Source organism: Bradyrhizobium nitroreducens, assembly GCF_002776695.1.
GTDB lineage: Bacteria > Pseudomonadota > Alphaproteobacteria > Rhizobiales > Xanthobacteraceae > Bradyrhizobium > Bradyrhizobium nitroreducens.
In genome coordinates this window covers 8,070,774-8,086,057 of sequence record NZ_LFJC01000003.1, presented here as the reverse complement: position 1 = coordinate 8,086,057, position 15,284 = coordinate 8,070,774, and the positions used below count along the sequence as shown (strand labels likewise).

Here is a 15,284-nt window from a genome sequence, read left to right as displayed (position 1 = left end):
AATCCCAGAAAAACAACCAAATTGTTCGTCCGGCGCAGGCGCAAACCCAAATTTTCTTGAAAATCTAGTGCCTGCACCGAATCAGCGGCCTGAACTGGGACACAGTCTGCGGCAGCCCACCCTGTTCGCCGTATAGCGAATTGGGGCTTGTTTTGCCAAGCAAAACGCCTGCCAAACGCGAAAGTGTGGACACCTCGCGTTTGCTGCGGCCGCTAAGAGAAAATTCGTCTAGGCCTGATCGAGACCGTAGAGCGTGTGCAGCGTGCGCACCGCAAGCTCGGTATAGGCCGTGTCGATCAAAACCGAGAATTTGATCTCGGAGGTTGTAATGGCCCGGATGTTGATATTCCGCCCCGCGAGGGCCGAGAACGCCTGGGCGGCGACGCCGGCATGGCTGCGCATGCCGCTGCCGATCACCGAGATTTTTGCGACGTCGGTGGCGGTATCGAGCCGTGCATAACCGATCTTGCCCTTGGCGGCGGTAATCGTGTCCTTGGCGCGGGTGTAGTCGGCGGCCGGCACCGTGAAGGTCAGATCGGTGGTCTTGCCGTCCTCGGAGACGTTCTGCACGATCATGTCGACGTTGATGTTGGCATCCGCCAGCGGGCCGAAGATCGAGGCGGCAACGCCCGGCTTGTCCTCGATCTGGCGCACCGAGATCTGGGCCTCGTCCTTGGAGAAGGCGATACCGGTGACGACGTGGCTTTCCATGATCTCCTCCTCGCTGCAGATCAGCGTGCCGGGCGGCTGGTTGGCATGCGGGTCGATATCCTCGGGCTTGTCGAAGCTCGAGCGGACGAAGATCGGCATGTTGTGGACCATGCCGAGTTCCACCGAGCGGACCTGGAGCACCTTGGCGCCCTGGGAAGCCAGTTCCAGCATGTCCTCGAACGCGATCTTGTCGAGCCTCTTGGCCTTCGGCACGATTCGCGGGTCGGTGGTGTAGACGCCGTCGACGTCGGTGTAGATGTCGCAGCGGTCGGCCTTGACGGCGGCGGCAACCGCCACGGCCGAGGTGTCCGAGCCGCCGCGGCCGAGCGTGGTGATGCGGTTGGTGTTCGGTTCGATGCCCTGGAAGCCGGCGATGACCGCGACCTCCTTGCGCTCCTTAAAGCGCTTGATGATCTCGCTGCCGTCGATGTCCTCGATGCGGGCCGAGGCATGGGCGTCGCTGGTCTTGATCGGGATCTGCCAGCCCTGCCAGGAGCGGGCCTGGATGCCCATGCCCTGCAGCACGATGGCCAGCAGGCCGGACGTCACCTGCTCGCCCGAGGCGACGACGGCGTCGTATTCGCGCGCATCGTGCATCGGCGAGGCCTCGGTGCACCAGGCCACCAGCTCGTTGGTCTTGCCCGACATCGCCGAGACGACCACGGCCACTTCATGGCCGGCATCGACCTCACGCTTCACATGGCGTGCGACGTTGCGGATACGTTCGATGTTGGCGACGGATGTGCCGCCGAATTTCATCACGAGGCGGCTCATGACGACGCGTGCATTCCTTCAAAGGGATCAGTATGGTGGCCCGCGCGAAACGATGCCGCGAGCACCCGACCGCGCGTATACAGAGGGGCGGGGCCGGGGGCAAGCGGGTTCCTGCGGGCCGGGTGCGGGCAATGGGTTAACCGAGGTCATGGCGCGTTACATCGACGAGATTCTGCAGCCCGGCGAACGGGTGCTGTATTCGACCAATGCGCATTGGATATTCTATTTCCCGGCCATCCTGGCCTGGATCGTGGCCGTCGCACTCTTCGTTGCGTCCCGGCAAACGGTGGTCGAAGGGCTCGTGCTTCTCTGTCTCGTCGCCGCCGGCCTCGTCGCGTTGGCTGCGCTGTACTGGACCTTGAAAGGCTGGTTCCACCGCTTCACCACCGAGACCGACGTCACCAACCTCCGGGTCGTGCACAAGACCGGCTTCATCAAGCGCCGCACCTTCGAGATGGCGCTGGACAAGGTCGAGAGTGTCGACGTCAACCAGACCATCCTTGGACGTATTCTCAATTACGGCGATGTGACCATCAACGGGGTCGGCGAAGGCCGCGAAACCATCCGGACCATCGCCTCGCCGCTCGCCTTCCGTAGTTCGATCACCACGCGGTAGGACCGCGCCTGACCATGAGCATGCAGCAAGATACTTCCACGACCACCGCCCAGCCGGGCTCGACCGTCGATGCCGCCGAGATCGCGAAATTCTCAAAGCTCTCGGCAGAGTGGTGGGACCCCAACGGCAAGATGGCGCCGCTGCACCGGATCAACCCGCTGCGGCTCGGCTATATCCGCGATGCCGCCTGCCGCAAGTTCGAGCGCAATGTGCGCAGCCTCAACTGCCTCGGGGGCTTGCGCGTGCTCGACATCGGCTGCGGCGCCGGCCTGCTTTGCGAGCCGCTGTCGCGCCTCGGCGCGCAGGTCATCGGTGTCGATCCTTCCCAGAGCAATATCGCCGCGGCCAGGCTGCATGCCGACAAGAGCCATCTTGCGATCGACTATCGCTGCACCACGGTCGAGGAGATCGACCCGCGCGAGCGCTTCGACATCGTGCTGGCGATGGAGGTGGTCGAGCACGTCGTCGATGTCGGCGTCTTCCTGAAACGCTGCGCCGCGATGCTGAAGCCGAACGGCCTCATGGTGGTCTCGACGCTGAACCGCAACTGGAAGAGCTTCGCGCTCGCCATCGTCGGCGCCGAATACGTCCTGCGATGGTTGCCGCGCGGCACCCACGAATGGAACAAGTTCGTCACGCCCGACGAGCTGACGAAATATCTGCTCGACAACCGCCTCGTCATCACCGAGCAGACCGGCGTGGTCTACTCCCCCTTCGCCGACAAATGGTCGCTCTCGTCGGACATGGACGTGAACTACATGGTGGTGGCCGAAGCGATGGTGTGAGGGTGCGAGCGAGCTCCGAGCATCGCTCCTATGACTTGGGTGTGATTGACCTGTCGCCACGCTGACGGCAGGTTGGCTGCACGCCTCTCCAGCCGCAGCCCTCCACCCATGCTCACCGTCACCAGCCTCTGGATCCCCTTCACCGTCGTTGCTGCGCTCGGGCAGGTCGCGCGCAATGCGATGCAGCGGTCGCTGACGAAGCCGCTGGGCACGTGGGGCGCGACCAACATCCGCTTCCTGTTCGGCTTCCCGTTCTCGCTGCTGTTTCTCGGCGTGGTGCTGATCGCGACCGGCGATCATCTCGGCTTGCCGCCGACCGTGTTCTGGCCGTGGCTGCTGCTGGGCGCGCTCAGCCAGATCGTCGCCACCGGGTTGATGCTGCTGGCGATGAACGACCGCTCCTTCGTGGTGACGACGGCTTACCTGAAGACCGAGGCGATCCAGACCGCGATCTTCGGCTTCGTCTTCCTCGGCGATCACCTGACCTGGCTGAAGGTGCTGGCGATCGTGATCGCGACGATCGGCGTCGTCATCACGGCGCTGCGGCCCGGCGGCGAGAAGAGTTTTGCCGAGCTGAAGCCGACCATCACCGGCCTCGTCGCGGCCGCGGCCTTCGCGCTGTCGGCGGTCGGTTTTCGCGGCGCCATCATCAACGTATCAGGCGTCTCCTTCGTGACTGCGGCCTCGTTCACCCTGGTGCTCGGCCTGTTCGTGCAGACGCTGGTGCTGACGATCTATCTGCTCTGGCGCGCGCCAAAGGTGCTGCAGGCGATCCTCGGCTTGTGGAAACCGTCGATGCTGGCGGGCTTCATGGGCGCCTTCGCCTCGCAATTCTGGTTCCTGGCATTCGCGCTGACCGCCGCCGCCAATGTCCGCACGCTCGCGCTGATCGAGGTGCTGTTCGCGCAAGCCGTGGCGTACTACTCGTTCAAGCAGCCGATCGCGGCGCGCGAGATCATCGGCATCGCGCTGATCGTGATCGGTGTGGCGGTGCTGGTGGGGGCGTAGGATTTGTCAGCGGAGCCTGGCGAGGATCACGGGCGCCACTGCGCTCAACTCGCCATTCAAGATAGGGTTTGCCAAATCAAATATCGCGGCATCGATCAACTCCTCAAACCCTGCTTCGAAGCCGATATCTTCGCGGCATTCCACGAGATTTGCCCAATCCTCAACGGTGGGCGCATCGATCTCACCCCTGGAATATCGGTCGAGCACAGCAGCGATATGGCTACGCAACAAAGTAACCACCGGAGCGCAGTCCCAAGTCAACGTGCCAAGTTCCGCCTTGAGTTGCGCTACGGGTACATCGAACTGGATGAGCGACGAAAGAACGGATTCGCGGCTCATGGCTCGCGTTAGTTCCGGTCTTCCGGCAGCGTCGGCAGGGGCGAGACCTCGATGCCTTCGTCGATCAGCGACTTCGCTTCCTCCGGCGAGGCCTCGCCATAAATCGGGCGGTGTTCCTTGTCGCCGTAATGCATCGCGCGGGCTTCGTTGGCAAAGCGCTCGCCGACATTATCGGCATTCTTCACGATGTGATCGCGCAATTCCTTCAGCTTGGTGCGCAGCTCTTTTTCCTGCGCCATCAGCAGCGACGTCGGGCCTGACGGCGCGGCCTCGGGCGCGGCGGTCGTCACCGGCTCGGGCGGTGGCGTCGCGCGCCCGCGGCCCTTCTTGCCGACGATGCGGGGGGCCATGATCGCCTTGTCGACCTTGGCGGAGCCGCAGATCGGGCACGTCACCAGCTTGCGCTTGACCTGCGAATCGTAAGCCGACGAGCTCTGGAACCAGCTTTCGAACGCGTGGTCCCGATCGCAGCGGAGCGCATAGCGGATCATGCCGATCCCCGCACCAGATGCAGATGGTCCGGCCCCGCCTTGGGGTCGGATACGCCGAAGCGGCGGCCATGCTGGAGCGAGGGAATCGCGCGGCGCGCGGTTTCGACCTTGGCCGGATCGATCCTGGCCATGATGACGCCGGGTTCGACGTCGCCCTCGGCGAGGATCTCGCCCCAGGGGTCGATGATCAGCGAATGGCCGTAGGTCTCGCGCTTGTTCTCGTGGGTGCCTGCCTGCGCCGCAGCGAAGATGAAGCAGCCGGTCTCGATCGCGCGCGCACGCAGCAGCACATGCCAATGCGCTTCGCCGGTCTTGCGGGTAAAGGCCGAGGGCACGGTGATGAAATAGGCGCCGCTCTCGGCCAGGGCACGGTACAGCGCAGGAAAGCGCACATCGTAGCAGATCGTCAGTCCGACACGGCCCCAGGGCAGGTCGGAGATCACCGCGGTCTCGCCCGGCTGGTAGTTGGCGGATTCGCGATAGCTCTCGCCGTCCGGCAGCTCGATGTCGAACATGTGGATCTTGTCGTAGCTCGCGAGCACATTGCCCTCGGGCCCGATCAGGAAGGAGCGGTTGACCGCCTTCTCCGGCGAAAACCGCAGCGCCAGCGAACCGACATGGAGATGGATCTTCAGTTCCGCCGCCAGCGCCCGATAGGCCTTCAGCGAAGTGTCGTCCTCTTCGCTTTGCAGATGCTCGAACAGCGCCTTGCGGTTCAGCTGCATCATGTTGCTGACTTCGGGCGTCTGCACGTAGTCGGCGCCATTGGCTGCCGCCTGGCGGATCAGCTTCGTGGCCTGCGCGAGGCTCGGCCCCGGCATCAAGCCGGTGCGCATCTGCACCATGGCGGCGGTGAATGTGCGGTCATCGCTCATGACACTGCCTTCACGCTTTCGAGCATGCCGTCGAGCTTGCCCTCGCGGTCGAGCGCATAGAGGTCGTCGCAGCCGCCCACATGGGTGCCGCCGATCCAGATCTGCGGGAAGGTCGAGCCCTCGCCGGCACGATCGTACATCTCGGCCCGCCATGAGGCGTTCTTGGCGACGTCGAATTCGGTGAAGGTCGCCTTCTTGCGGGTCAGCAGCGACTTGGCGGCGGAGCAATAGCCGCAGCCCGGCCTAGTGTAGATCTCGACAGCAGCGGTCATCTCGTCTGGCGCTCTCATGTCATGAATTCGTTGAATTATATGGGACTTTACTTGGTCTCCACAACCCGGGCGAAGACCAGCACGTCGACCTGGGCGGCCTTGGCGCGGAGCAGCGCCCGCGCACAGGCATCCAGCGTTGCGCCCGAGGTCAGGACATCGTCGATCAGGATGATGCGACGTCCCTGGACCTCGGCCTGGCGGTCTGGAGATACCTGGAATGCGCCCTGCACATTGGTGGCGCGCTGGGCTCGCGACAGGCCGATTTGCTGCTCGGTGGCGCGCACCCGGCGCAGCACCTCGGCCCTCGCCCTGACGCCGCTCTGCCGCTCGATCACGCGCGCCAGCGCCCCGGACTGGTTGTAACGTCGCCGCCAGGCCCGCCGCCAATGCAAGGGAACAGGCACCAGCATATCGGCCCCGGCCAGCAGCTCGCCGCCCGCCCGCGCCATCCAGCGGCCCATGGCCGGCGCCAGATCGGTACGATCCTGGTATTTCAGCGCATGCACCAGCGTGCGCGCGACGTCGTCATAGCGCACCGCGGCGCGGGCGCGCTGGTAAGCCGGCGGGCTTGCAATCGCTTCCATCGACAGCATGTCGGGGCCGGGGTCGTAGACGAAGGGAATGCCGAGCCGCGGGCAATAGGGCCGCTCGATGAACGACAGCCGCGCCCAGCACGCCGCGCAAACGCCCTCGCCATCGACCGGCTCGCGGCAGGACACGCATTGCGTCGGCAGCGCGATGTCGAGCGCCAGCCGAGCTGCGCGATTCAGCACGTTGCGGCCAGCCGTCCACGCGGCCCGCAGCGGCGCGGCGATGGAACGGGTAGGGGCGGCGTCGGCGTCCATGGGGAGAGGCTAACGCCGCATGCGCCGGATTGCCAGAACCGTGGAGATCGGCGTAACCAGCGGCATGGCTCAGCCCCCGCAAAGTCCGCCCGCTTTGTTCGATCGTGCCTTGCTGCACGTGCGGCAACGCCGTGCGCAGGCACAAGGCGCCGTGAGCTTCCTGCTCGACCGCGTCGCCGAGGACATGTCCGACCGGCTCGCCGCGGTGATGCGGGAGTTTCATGCGCCGGTTGATCTCTGGACGCCCGGTGAGGGGCTTGCTGGCTTGCGCGCCCGGCTGCCCTCCATCGCGCACATTGCGCTCGACGCGGCCGGTGCGGAGAGACTGCCTGTTTCTCCGGAAAGCCTCGATCTCGTCGTCTCGGCGCTGGCACTGCAATTCGTCAACGACCTTCCCGGCGTGCTCGCGCAGGTCCGTCGCGCGTTGAAACCAGACGGGCTCCTGCTCGCCGCGATGATCGGCGGTGACAGCCTGACCGAGCTGCGGCAGGCCTTTGCGGCCGCCGAGGCCGAATGCGAGGGCGGTGTCTCCCCGCGCGTCGCGCCGTTCGCCGATCTGCGCGACATCGGCGCGCTGTTGCAGCGGGCCGGCTTCGCGCTGCCGGTCACCGACGTCGACCGCGTCGTGGTGCGCTATGGCAATGCGTTCGCCTTGATGCAGGATCTTCGCCGCATGGGCAGCGCCAACGTGTTGATCGAACGCCGGCGCACACCGAGCCGGCGCGCGACGCTGCTGCGCATGGCCGAGATCTACGCCGAACGCTTTGCCGATGCCGACGGCCGCATCCGAGCCACGTTCGACATCATCTGGCTGTCCGGCTGGGCCCCGCATGCAAGCCAGCAGCAGCCGCTGAAGCCGGGATCGGCGAAAGCCAGTCTGGCAGAGGCGGTGAAGAAGGCTGGGGAGACGTAAGCTCTCTCCTCCGTCATGGCCGGGACAAGCCCGGGCATGACGCGGAGAGTGTGGCGAGCACCTCGGGCTCACATCAACAAGTCAATCAAATGCGGGATCAGCGGAATGTCCGCGGGCGGCATCGGGTAGTCGCGCAGCTTGTTGGCGCGGACCCAGGCGAGGGTCTGGCCTTCGCGCGGCGCGACCTGCCCTTCCCAGCGCCGGCAGATGTAGAGCGGCATCAACAGATGGAAGGTCTCGTAGGCGTGGCTGGCAAAGGTCAGCGGCGCGAGGCACGGTTCGGCGACGGTGATGCCGAGCTCCTCGTTGAGCTCGCGGATCAGGCTCTGCTCCGGCCGCTCGCCGGGCTCGAGTTTTCCGCCGGGAAATTCCCAGAGGCCTGCCAGCGTCTTGCCCGGGGGGCGCTGCGCGATCAGGACGCGTTTGTCGGCATCGACGAGCGCGCAGGCCACCACCAGTGTCAATTTGAGATCGGCCATAGGTCCCTGTCGCCCGCTCGAGATGGTTCGCAATGGTTTGTTAACCCCCGTTGCGGCTCCGCGTTTTTACGGTTTGCATAAGTCATATTTAATCAACGGTTCCTAGAGTGGAAGCATATTTAAACCATTCCAGGCCAATCCATGCGCGCCGTGTTTCGCACCACCATCCGCCGGTTCGCCCGCGACCGGCGCGGCAATATCGCGGTGATTTTCGCGCTGGCCTGCGTTCCCCTGATCACGGTGGTTGGCTGCGCCGTCGATTACTCCCGCGCGACGCAGATTCGGGCCAAGCTTCAGGCCGCGGCCGATGCGGCCAGCGTCGGCGCAGTCGCCAAGGCCTCGCCGGGATTTGCGGCGGCGGGCACCATGACCTCGGACGGAGGGATCCCGGCCGGCGTCACCGACGCCAAGAACATCTTCAATGCCAACGTCGCCAACCTGACCGGCTACACGCTCAACAGCGTCACGCCGACCGTGGTCAAGAGCGGCTCGACGGTCACCTCGACCGTCGCGTTTAGCGCCAGCATCAAGACCATGTTCCTCGGCGTGATCGGCAAGACGGCGCTGACGATGACCGGCACGTCGACGGCGACGGCCAGCATGCCGCTCTATATCGACTTCTACCTCCTGCTGGATAATTCGCCGTCGATGGGCGTGGCGGCGACGCCGGCCGACGTCACCAAGATGGTCAACAACACGTCGGACAAATGCGCCTTCGCATGCCACGACTACAACGACTCGAACAACTACTACAATCTCGCCAAGACGCTCGGCGTCACGACGCGGATCGACGTCTTGCGCAGCGCAACCCAGTCCCTGATGGATACCGCCGCGGCCAGCGAGACCTATTCGAACCAGTTCCGCATGGCGATCTACGATTTCGGCGCATCGTCGAAAAACATCGGCCTGCGCGCGCTGTTCTCGCTGTCGGCGAGCCTGTCGAGTGCCAAGACGGCGGCGGGCGGCATCGACCTGATGGGCGTCTATGGCAACAACGATTCCTACACCGCCGACAAGGACACCCAGTTCAGCACGGTCTTTCCGGCCATCAACTCCGCAATCACCGCGCCGGGCGCCGGCACGTCGTCTGCGCCGCTGAAATATCTGTTTTTCGTCTCGGACGGTGTCGCCGACGAGTACAATACCGGTTGCTCCAAGCCGCTCGTGAGCGGCGGACGCTGCCAGTCGCCGATCGACGTCTCGCTCTGCACCACCATCAAGAATCGTGGCATCAAGATCGCGGTGCTCTACACCACCTATCTGCAGCTGCCGACCAACTCCTGGTACATGACCTACATCGACCCCTTCAACAAGGGCCCGTTCGGTCCGTCGCCGAACAGCGAGATCGCCGACAACATGCAGAGCTGCGCCTCGCCGGGGCTGTATTTCGAGGTCAGTCCGACGCAAGGCATCTCGGATGCGATGAACGCGCTGTTCCGGAAAGCGGTCGCGGACGCCCGGATCTCGGGGTGAGATAGTCCCGTCATTCCGGGGCGATGCGTCGGCATCGAACTACGGGGCGCAATTGCGCCCCTGAGAATCTCGAGCTTCCGGGTTCTCGCTTCGCGAGCCCCGGAACGACAACCATGGTCCTACGACCTGTAGTCCCCGTTGATCGCCACATATTCCTTGGTGAGGTCGCAGGTCAGCACGCGGTCGCGGCCCTTGCCGAGGCCGAGCGAGACCAGAATCGCGATCTCCGGGGCCTTCATCGCTTCCGATACCTGCACCTCGTCATAGGACGGATCGCGCGCGCCGCTCTTGGCGACGCGGATGCCGTTGAAGGAGATCGAGAGCTTGTCGCGATCGGCCGGCTCGCCGGCCTTGCCGACCGCCATCACGACGCGACCCCAATTGGCGTCCTCGCCGGCGATCGCGGTCTTCACCAGCGGCGAGTTGGCGATCGACATCGCGATTCTGCGCGCCGAGGCCTTGGTCTTGGCACCCTCGACGGTGATCTCGACCAGCTTGCGGGCGCCTTCGCCGTCGCGCGCCACCTGCTCGGACAGATTCGCCAGCACCTGGTTGAACGCCTTCGCGAAGGCCTTCAGGCGCGGGTCGCTGGCGCGGCTGATCTTTGGCGCGCCGTGCTCGGCGGCAGCGCCGGTGGCGAAGGCCAGCAACGTGTCCGACGTGGACGTGTCGCCGTCGATCGTCACCGCGTTGAACGTGTCCTCGACGCCGGCCTTGAGCAGGGCCTGCAGCGCCGCGGGCGCGATCGGTGCGTCGGTGAAGATGAAGGACAGCATCGTCGCCATGTCGGGCGCGATCATGCCGGCGCCCTTGGCCATGCCGTTGATGGTGACCTTGGCCTTGCCGAGCTTGACGGTCGCGGTCGCAACCTTCGGGAAGGTGTCGGTGGTCATGATCGCCTTGGCCGCGGCGAGATAGTCGCCGGGCTCGGCGGTCTCGGCGAGGCGGCCCAGCACGCCGTCGAATTTCGTGGCATCCAGCGGCTCGCCGATCACGCCGGTTGAGGCCAGGAAGATTTCGCCCTCGCTGCAGCCGACCGCCTTGGCTGCGATCTTGGCGGTCAGCGCGGTGGAGGCGCGGCCGGTCTTTCCGGTGAAGGCGTTGGCGTTGCCGGAATTGACGACGAGGGCACGCGCCTTGCCGCCCTTCAACTTGGCGCGGCACCATTCCACCGGCGCCGAGGGGCACTTCGACTTGGTGAAGACGCCGGCGACCGCGGTGCCCTTGTCCATCACCGCCAGCAGCACGTCGGTGCGGTTCTTGTAGCGGATGCCGGCTTCGGCCGTCGCAAGACGGACGCCCGCGATCAAGGGCATATCAGGAACGTTTTTCGGGGCGAGCGGGGAGACGGTTGATGACATCGCGGGGCGCCTTGGTGGGATCTGGATATGCAGATGCCCGGCCCCTCTTTGCGAAGACGAGCTTCGCTCTCAGGGCCGGGCATCAGGAAGACTTAAATACTCTTGGCGTCAGCGAAGTGACAGCGAATTCTTACTTCTTCGCGGGCGGCGCCATCTTGCTGTCGGAGGGCTTGGCTGCGTCGGCCGGCTTCGCATCCTTCGATGCGTCTGCCGCCGGCTGGTCCAGCCGCTCGACCTTGGCCTCGGCGCGCAGCTTGGCGACGTACTCGGCCTGGGCCTTGCGGGTGACGTAGCTTTCGATCTGGGTCTTGACCTGCTCGAAATCCGGCGCCTTGCGGTTGCGCTTTTCCTCGACCTTGATGATGTGCCAGCCGAATTGCGACTTCACGGGGTCGGAGATCTTGCCCGGCTCCAGCGAGAAGGCCACGGCCGAGAATTCCGGCACCATCTGCTCCTTGGTGAAGAAGCCGAGATCGCCGCCGTCGGCCGAGCCCGGATCCTTGGACTTCTTCTTGGCCAGCTCGGCGAAATCGGCGCCCTTGTCGAGCTCGGCCTTGACCGCCTTGGCCTCGTCCTCGGTCTCGACCAGGATGTGGCGGGCGCGCACCTCCTGCTCGCCGGTGATTTGCTTGGAGGCCTCCTCATAGACCTTCTTCATGGCGTCCGGGGTGGTGGCGGCCTTGCCCTCGCCCGCGAGCAGGCTGTCCATCAGAAGCCGGTTGCGGGCGAACGCCAGGCGCTTCTTGAACTCCTCGCTGTCGGCGACCTTCTTGTCCTCGGCAGCCTTGCTGACGATTTTCATGTCGATCAGGAAGGACAGGACGTTCTCGTCCTTGGTGGCCGGGTCCATCTGGGCGAGGCTCGGTCCGAGTTCCTCCTCGGCCATGGCAACGTCGCTCTTCTTGATTTCAGCGCCATTGACCTTCGCCAGGACCGGATCGTCAGCGGCCCGGAGCGGGCCCGCGAACGCCAGGGACAGCGCCAAAGCGAGGCAGCCCGCCAGGGCGGACGCATGGCGGAAACGCTGGCCGGTGGATACCGGGAACGAGGTGGTCATGGAAAATCCTTTTGTTGAAGCAGGGGGGCTGCTCGAGCGGGGCGGACACTCGCCCAATTCAGGGGGGCTTGGCAACGCGAAAAGTCTGTCAAAATGATGAATTAGCCGCAATGCGCCCGCCGTTGACAAGGCCCTGACCGGGCCATATCTCTGCCCGGTCGCGACCATGGCGATGGCGTTTATTTTGCTGCGTTTTTGGCCGTTGAACCCAGACTTGCCCAATTCCCACCCATATGGCGGACGACCCCGCGGTCCGGGCCGAAGGCGCCATCAGGCGTCACGGTGAGTTGATAGGCAGGCGGGTGACAACTTCTTGGCTGCAACGCGGTTAATTCGCGAACACAGGAACTAGGCATGATCGGCGCGCTCGCCCGCAAGTTTTTCGGCTCCGCCAACGACCGGCGGGTGAAGGGATATCAGTCCCGCGTCAACGCGATCAACGCGCTGGAGGCGGAGGTCTCGAAACTCTCCGACGAGGCGCTCAAGGCCCGCACCGCGGAATTCAAGAAGCAGCTCGCCGAGGGCAAGACGCTCGACGACCTGCTGGTGCCCGCCTTCGCCACCGTGCGCGAGGCCGCCAAGCGCACCCTCGGCCAGCGCCATTTCGACGTCCAGCTGATCGGCGGCATGGTGCTGCACGAGGGCGACATCGCCGAGATGAAGACCGGCGAAGGCAAGACGCTGGTCGCGACGCTCGCGGTCTACCTCAACGCGCTCGCCGGCAAGGGCGTCCACGTCGTCACCGTCAACGATTACCTCGCCCGCCGCGACTCCGGCTGGATGGGCCAGATCTACGGCTTCCTCGGCCTGACCACCGGCGTGATCGTCCACGGCCTCGACGATGCCGAGCGCAAGGCCGCCTATGCCTGCGACATCACCTACGGCACCAACAACGAATACGGCTTCGACTATCTGCGCGACAACATGAAGTACCGGCTCGAGGACATGGTCCAGCGGCCGCACTTCTACGCCATCGTCGACGAAGTCGACTCCATCCTGATCGACGAAGCGCGCACGCCGCTAATCATCTCCGGCCCGCTCGACGACCGTTCCGATTTCTACAACACCATCGATTCGTTCCTGCCCAGGCTCGACAAGACCGACTACGACGTCGACGAGAAGCAGCGCACGGTGACGCTGACCGAAGCAGGCATGGAGAAGATCGAGGGGCTGTTGCGCGATGCCGGCCAGCTCAAGGGCGAGTCGCTCTACGACGTCGAGAACGTCTCCGTCGTGCACCACATCAACCAGGCCTTGCGCGCCCACACGCTGTTCACCCGCGACAAGGATTACATCGTCCGTGACGACGAGGTCGTCATCATCGACGAGTTCACCGGCCGCATGATGCAGGGCCGCCGCTATTCCGAAGGCCTGCACCAGGCGCTGGAAGCCAAGGAGCACGTGACGGTCCAGCCCGAGAATCAGACGCTGGCCTCGATCACCTTCCAGAACTACTTCCGCATGTACGAGAAGCTGGCCGGCATGACCGGAACGGCGCTGACGGAAGCCGACGAGCTGTTCGACATCTACAAGCTCGAGGTCGTGGAGATCCCGACCAATCTGGCGGTCGCGCGTCTCGACGAGGATGACGAGGTCTATCGCACCCAGAACGAGAAATACGCCGCGATCCTGGCCGAGATCGAGCGCGCCAACGCGCGGCTGCAGCCGGTGCTGGTCGGCACGGCCTCGATCGAGAAGTCGGAAGTGATCGCCGAATACCTCAAGAAGCACGGCTACCGGCAGATCGATTTCGGCAACGAGAATTCGATGCAGAAGCTGTACGCCGCAGCGCGTGCCAACAAGCCGGCAAAGCTGTTCGCGGTGTTGAACGCGCGCTTCCACGAGCAGGAAGCCTATATCGTGGCGGAAGCCGGCGTTCCCGGCGCGATCACGATCGCCACCAACATGGCCGGCCGCGGTACCGACATCAAGCTCGGCGGGTCGCTCGAAATGCGGATCCAGCAGGAGACCGCCGGCATCGAGGACGAAGCCGAGAAGGCCAAGAAGATCGAGCAGATCAAGGCCGACATCGAGCATTTCCGCGACATCGTGCTGAAGGCCGAGGAGACCGTCGAGATCGAGCCGGCGAAGGGATCCAAGCCCGCCAAGACCGTGAAAAAGCCCGGCGGCCTCTACATCATCGGCTCCGAGCGTCACGAATCCCGCCGCATCGACAACCAGCTGCGCGGCCGCTCCGGCCGTCAGGGCGACCCTGGCCGCTCCAAGTTCTTCCTGTCGCTGGAAGATGATCTGATGCGCATCTTCGGATCGGACCGTCTCGACAGCATGCTGCAGCGTCTCGGCCTGCAAGAGGGCGAGGCCATCATCCATCCCTGGATCAACAAGGCGCTCGAGAAGGCGCAGCAGAAGGTCGAGGCCCGCAACTTCGACATCCGCAAGAACCTCTTGAAGTTCGATAACGTCCAGAACGACCAGCGCAAGGTGATCTTCGACCAGCGTGTCGACCTGATGAAGGACGAGAGCGTCGCCGAGACAGTCGCCGACATGCGCCACGCCTTCATCGACGACCTCGTCGCCAAGCACGTGCCCGAGCATGCCTATGCCGAGCAGTGGGACGTCGCCGGCCTGAAGGAAGAATTGAAGCGCGTGCTCGACCTCGACCTGCCGGTCGACGAATGGGCCAAGGAAGAGGGCATCGCCGACGAGGAGCTGCTCACCCGCATCGAGACCAAGGCGGACGAGCACATGGCGGCCAAGGTCGCGCAATGGGGTCCCGACGTGATGCGTTACGTCGAGAAGACCATTCTGTTGCAGACGCTCGACCATCTCTGGCGCGAGCATCTGATCATGCTCGACCATCTGCGCCAGGTCATCGGCCTGCGCGGCTACGGCCAGCGCGATCCCTTGCAGGAGTACAAGACGGAAGCCTTCAACCTCTTCCAGGAGATGAGCGCGCATCTGCGCGAGGCCGTCACGGCGCAGTTGATGCGCGTCGAGATCGTCCCGCCGGAGCAGGAAGCCCCCGTGCTGCCGCCGATGGAGGCGCACAAGTTCGATCCGAACACCGGCGAGGACGAGATGGCGCTTGCGAGCGTCACGCTCGGCGCGCAGGCCTCCGACGCGGCGCTGCGCGATCCGAAGAATCCGGCGAGCTGGGGCAAGGTCGGTCGCAACGAGGATTGCCCGTGCGGCTCGGGCAAGAAGTACAAGCACTGCCACGGGCGGTATGCCTGATCGATGATCTCAATACCCGGCGAACTCGCGGTGCCGTATTGGCTGACGAGTTCGCCAGGGGTTGAAATGCTTCCGATCCATGTGGTGCCT

At 64.6% G+C, this 15,284-nt stretch carries 15 protein-coding genes; 6 read left to right on the top strand and 9 right to left on the bottom strand.

Annotated elements, in window-relative coordinates; all coding sequences use genetic code 11:
* Nucleotides 1-228: 228 nt before the first annotated feature.
* Nucleotides 229-1,485, bottom strand: a complete 1,257-nt coding sequence (locus tag TSA1_RS38180) for an aspartate kinase (protein WP_100180824.1) — start codon at nt 1,483-1,485, stop codon at nt 229-231.
* Nucleotides 1,486-1,633: 148 nt separating this feature from the next.
* Between TSA1_RS38180 and TSA1_RS38175 the strand changes: the two genes are divergently transcribed.
* From TSA1_RS38175 to TSA1_RS38165, 3 genes are all read left to right on the top strand, one after another.
* The gene (locus tag TSA1_RS38175; protein WP_100180823.1) at nt 1,634-2,101 is read left to right on the top strand and encodes a PH domain-containing protein; all 468 of its coding nucleotides are present in this window, start codon (nt 1,634-1,636) and stop codon (nt 2,099-2,101) included.
* 14 nt (nt 2,102-2,115) lie between these two features.
* A complete protein-coding gene (ubiG, locus tag TSA1_RS38170; RefSeq protein WP_174719261.1) occupies nt 2,116-2,886 on the top strand; it encodes a bifunctional 2-polyprenyl-6-hydroxyphenol methylase/3-demethylubiquinol 3-O-methyltransferase UbiG in 771 nt (256 codons plus the stop codon).
* Nucleotides 2,887-2,994: 108 nt separating this feature from the next.
* Nucleotides 2,995-3,894, top strand: coding sequence for an EamA family transporter (locus tag TSA1_RS38165; RefSeq protein WP_100180822.1), 900 nt, complete (start codon nt 2,995-2,997; stop codon nt 3,892-3,894).
* Nucleotides 3,895-3,900: 6 nt separating this feature from the next.
* Here TSA1_RS38165 and TSA1_RS38160 read toward each other — a convergent pair whose 3' ends face one another.
* The 5 genes from TSA1_RS38160 to TSA1_RS38140 are packed head-to-tail and all read right to left on the bottom strand — an operon-like array spanning nt 3,901 to nt 6,716.
* On the bottom strand, nt 3,901-4,233 hold the full coding sequence (locus tag TSA1_RS38160; RefSeq protein ID WP_100180821.1) for a hypothetical protein: 333 nt from the start codon (nt 4,231-4,233) through the stop codon (nt 3,901-3,903).
* An 8-nt stretch (nt 4,234-4,241) separates the two neighbouring features.
* Complete coding sequence (locus TSA1_RS38155) at nt 4,242-4,724, bottom strand: DUF1178 family protein (RefSeq protein WP_100180820.1); 483 nt, start codon at nt 4,722-4,724, stop codon at nt 4,242-4,244.
* Nucleotides 4,721-5,599, bottom strand: coding sequence for a carbon-nitrogen hydrolase family protein (locus tag TSA1_RS38150; protein WP_100180819.1), 879 nt, complete (start codon nt 5,597-5,599; stop codon nt 4,721-4,723). Before TSA1_RS38150 ends, TSA1_RS38155 begins: the two co-directional genes overlap by 4 nt.
* Nucleotides 5,596-5,871 (bottom strand): glutaredoxin 3, encoded by a 276-nt coding sequence (grxC, locus tag TSA1_RS38145; protein WP_100180818.1) that lies wholly within the window; start codon nt 5,869-5,871, stop codon nt 5,596-5,598. The genes TSA1_RS38150 and grxC overlap by 4 nt, the downstream gene beginning before the upstream one ends.
* A 47-nt stretch (nt 5,872-5,918) precedes the next feature.
* Nucleotides 5,919-6,716 (bottom strand): ComF family protein, encoded by a 798-nt coding sequence (locus TSA1_RS38140; protein ID WP_100180817.1) that lies wholly within the window; start codon nt 6,714-6,716, stop codon nt 5,919-5,921.
* A 19-nt stretch (nt 6,717-6,735) separates the two neighbouring features.
* Here TSA1_RS38140 and TSA1_RS38135 point away from each other — a divergent pair, with 19 nt between their 5' ends.
* Nucleotides 6,736-7,629, top strand: coding sequence for a methyltransferase domain-containing protein (locus TSA1_RS38135; RefSeq protein ID WP_100180816.1), 894 nt, complete (start codon nt 6,736-6,738; stop codon nt 7,627-7,629).
* 68 nt (nt 7,630-7,697) lie between these two features.
* Here TSA1_RS38135 and TSA1_RS38130 read toward each other — a convergent pair whose 3' ends face one another.
* Nucleotides 7,698-8,108: a (deoxy)nucleoside triphosphate pyrophosphohydrolase gene (locus TSA1_RS38130; RefSeq protein ID WP_100180815.1), complete on the bottom strand. Its 411-nt coding sequence runs from the start codon at nt 8,106-8,108 to the stop codon at nt 7,698-7,700.
* A 141-nt stretch (nt 8,109-8,249) separates the two neighbouring features.
* Between TSA1_RS38130 and TSA1_RS38125 the strand changes: the two genes are divergently transcribed.
* Nucleotides 8,250-9,581: a TadE/TadG family type IV pilus assembly protein gene (locus tag TSA1_RS38125; RefSeq protein WP_100180814.1), complete on the top strand. Its 1,332-nt coding sequence runs from the start codon at nt 8,250-8,252 to the stop codon at nt 9,579-9,581.
* A 119-nt stretch (nt 9,582-9,700) separates the two neighbouring features.
* Here the strand turns inward: TSA1_RS38125 and argJ are convergent, their stop codons facing one another.
* Together argJ and TSA1_RS38115 are read right to left on the bottom strand one after the other, a co-directional pair.
* Nucleotides 9,701-10,942 carry a bifunctional glutamate N-acetyltransferase/amino-acid acetyltransferase ArgJ gene (gene argJ / locus TSA1_RS38120; RefSeq protein ID WP_100180813.1) on the bottom strand — a complete coding sequence of 414 codons (1,242 nt, stop codon included), beginning with the start codon at nt 10,940-10,942 and terminating at the stop codon, nt 9,701-9,703.
* 130 nt (nt 10,943-11,072) lie between these two features.
* Nucleotides 11,073-11,999 carry a peptidylprolyl isomerase gene (locus TSA1_RS38115; RefSeq protein WP_100180812.1) on the bottom strand — a complete coding sequence of 309 codons (927 nt, stop codon included), beginning with the start codon at nt 11,997-11,999 and terminating at the stop codon, nt 11,073-11,075.
* Between the two features lie 354 nt (nt 12,000-12,353).
* Between TSA1_RS38115 and secA the strand changes: the two genes are divergently transcribed.
* Nucleotides 12,354-15,194 (top strand): preprotein translocase subunit SecA, encoded by a 2,841-nt coding sequence (secA, locus tag TSA1_RS38110; RefSeq protein WP_100180811.1) that lies wholly within the window; start codon nt 12,354-12,356, stop codon nt 15,192-15,194.
* Nucleotides 15,195-15,284: the final 90 nt, after the last annotated feature.